A 2,611-nucleotide genomic window follows, 5' to 3' on the forward strand; every position below is an offset into this window, starting at 1 on the left:
CCGAGGCGCCGCGCCAGCCGTAGATGGCCTGGCACGGGTCGCCGACGGCGGTGACGGGGTGTCCGGTGCCGCCGCCGAACAGCCCGGACAGCAGCAGCCGCTGGGCGACGGAGGTGTCCTGGTACTCGTCCAGCAGGACGACCGCGAACTGCTCCCGCAGGATCCGGCCGACCTCAGGGCCGGTGCGGGCCAGGGTGGCGGACAGCGCGATCTGGTCGCCGAAGTCGAGCAGATCGCGGCGGCTCTTCTCGGCGCGGTACTCCTCGACCAGCCCGAGGAGTTCGCGGCGTGCGCGGGCGGCCTCGGGGACCTTGCGCAGCGCGTCGTTGGTCAGCTTCACCGCGTCGAGGGTGTCCAGCAGCTCGGTGTCGTGCTGGCGGAGCCGCTCGGCGGGGACCAGGTGCTCGGCCAGCTCGGCGTCGAGCGCGAGCAGGTCCGTCACCAGGTCGGCGAAGGGGCGGGTGAGCGCCGGGTAGGGGCCGGGGGCGGTGCGCAGCACGCGCGCGGCGAGCTGGAAGCGGGTGGCGTCGGCGAGCAGCCGGGCGCTGGGCTCCAGGCCGATGCGCAGCCCGTGCTCCTTGAGGAGCTGTCCGGCGAAGGCGTGGTACGTGGAGATGCTGGGCTCGCCCACCGCCTCCTCGGCGGCGCCCGGATCCGGATCGGGGTCCACGACGCCCGCCTTGACGAGCGCCTTCCGCACCCGCTCGGCCAGTTCGCCCGCGGCCTTGTTGGTGAACGTGAGGCCCAGCACCTGGTCGGGCGCGACCTGGCCGGTGCCCACCAGCCACACGACGCGTGCGGCCATCACCGTGGTCTTGCCGGAGCCCGCTCCGGCGACGATCACCTGCGGGGCGGGCGGCGCGGTGATGCACGCCGTCTGCTCCGGGGTGAACGGAATCCCGAGCAGCTCCTTGAGCTCCTCGGGATCGGCGATGCGGGCTGACACTCAAGTGAGGCTATCGGTCGCCACTGACAAGCCACTCACAAGGGGGACAAGCGCCCACATCTCCCGCCGACGACAACGGACATGTCCCCACAAGCCATCTCATCCCCCGTCACTCCGCCCCGCGGGTCACTCCACCACGTGGCGGCCCTCCGCGCGGGCGCTGCACGAGGCGCGGAACGCGCAGCGCTCGCAGTGCGCCCCGGTACTCGGGGCGAAGCGCTCGTCGAGAACGCGTCCGGCCGCGGTGGCGAGGAGTTCGCCGACCCACTCCCCGTCGGGCCCCACGGGCGGTTCCTGCGCCTGGACCTTGGGGACGGTCTCGCCGCCCTCCTTCTTGGGGGCGCCCTGCCGCAGCTGGACCAGTTCGGCGCCGCCGGGTTCGGGGCGGTCGTCACCGAAGAGGCCGTCGACGGCGCCCTCGCGCACGGCGAGCTGATAGACCGCCAGCTGGGGGTGGTGGGCGACCTCGCCGCGGGTGACGGACTGCTTACCGGTCTTGAAGTCGACGACGTACGCCCGCCCCTCGGCGTCCGCCTCGACGCGGTCCATGCTGCCGCGGATGCGCACCTGGTAGGTCTCGGCGTCGAGGGTGACGTCGAAGCCGTGCTCGGAGGCGACCGCCGTGCGGCCGCCGCGCTCCATCACATGCCAGCGCAGGAAGCGCTCCAAGGCCGCCCGGGCGTGCTCCTTCTCCTGCCGCGACTTCCAGGGGGCGTCGAAGGCGAGCGCGTCCCATACGGAATCCAGGCGCTCCATCAGGACGGCGAGGTCGGCCGGGGTACGGCCGGAGGCCACCTCGTCGGCGAGGACATGGACGACGTTGCCGAAGCCCTGGGCGGCGGTCGACGGGGCGTCCGCCTTGACCTCGCGCCCCAGGAACCACTGGAGCGAGCAGGTGTTGACGAGCTGGTCGAGCGCGCTGCCTGACAGCGCCACGGGCCGGTCGCGGTCGCGCAGCGGCACCTCGCTGTGCGTGGGCTCGTACAGGCCCCACCAGCCGGAGGGGTGGGCCGCGGGGACGAGCGGCCGGCCGTCCTCGTCGCGCAGCGCCGCGAGCCGTGCCAGCCGCTGCGCGGCGGCCTCCCGCAGGGCGTCCGAGGCGTCCGGGTCGACGGTGGTGGCGCGCAGCTCGGCGACGAGCGCGGCGACCGACAGCGGGCGGCGCGGCCGCTGGGTGACGTCGACCGGTGGGACGCCCAGCTCGGTCAGGAACCGCGAGGGCTGGTCGCCGTCGTCGGCGGCGGCCTTGACGGCGGTGACCACCAGCCGGTCCCTGGCGCGGGTCGCCGCCACGTAGAACAGCCGCCGCTCCTCGGCCAGCAGCGCGCCCGGGGTCAGCGGCTCGGCGAGCCCGTCCCGGCCGATCCGGTCCGCCTCCAGGAGCGAGCCGCGGCGCCGCAGGTCCGGCCACAGCCCCTCCTGGACGCCCGCGACGACCACCAGGCGCCATTCCAGCCCCTTGGAGCGGTGGGCGGTCATCAGCCGCACGGCGTCGGGGCGGGCGATGCGGCGCGAGAGGGTGTCGGCGGCGATGTCCTGGGCGTCGAGCTCGTCGAGGAAGTTGAGCGCGCCGCGGCCGCCGGTGCGCTCCTCCGCGCGCGCGGCGGTCTCGAACAGCGCGCACACCGCGTCCAGGTCGCGGTCGGCGTTGCGCCCGGCGGCCCC

General features: G+C 74.8%; 2 protein-coding genes. Both read right to left on the reverse strand.

Annotated features, from left to right (window positions below; translation table 11 throughout):
* Positions 1 to 946, reverse strand: a 946-nt coding sequence (locus SSOG_RS15725; protein ID WP_039937690.1) for a UvrD-helicase domain-containing protein, incomplete at its 3' end; no start/stop codon positions are given.
* 126 nt (positions 947 to 1,072) lie between these two features.
* Positions 1,073 to 2,611: PD-(D/E)XK nuclease family protein (locus tag SSOG_RS15730; RefSeq protein WP_039937692.1), on the reverse strand; the 1,539-nt coding region annotated here is incomplete at its 5' end.

It is taken from the genome of Streptomyces himastatinicus ATCC 53653 (genome assembly GCF_000158915.1).
GTDB classification, from domain to species: domain Bacteria; phylum Actinomycetota; class Actinomycetes; order Streptomycetales; family Streptomycetaceae; genus Streptomyces; species Streptomyces himastatinicus.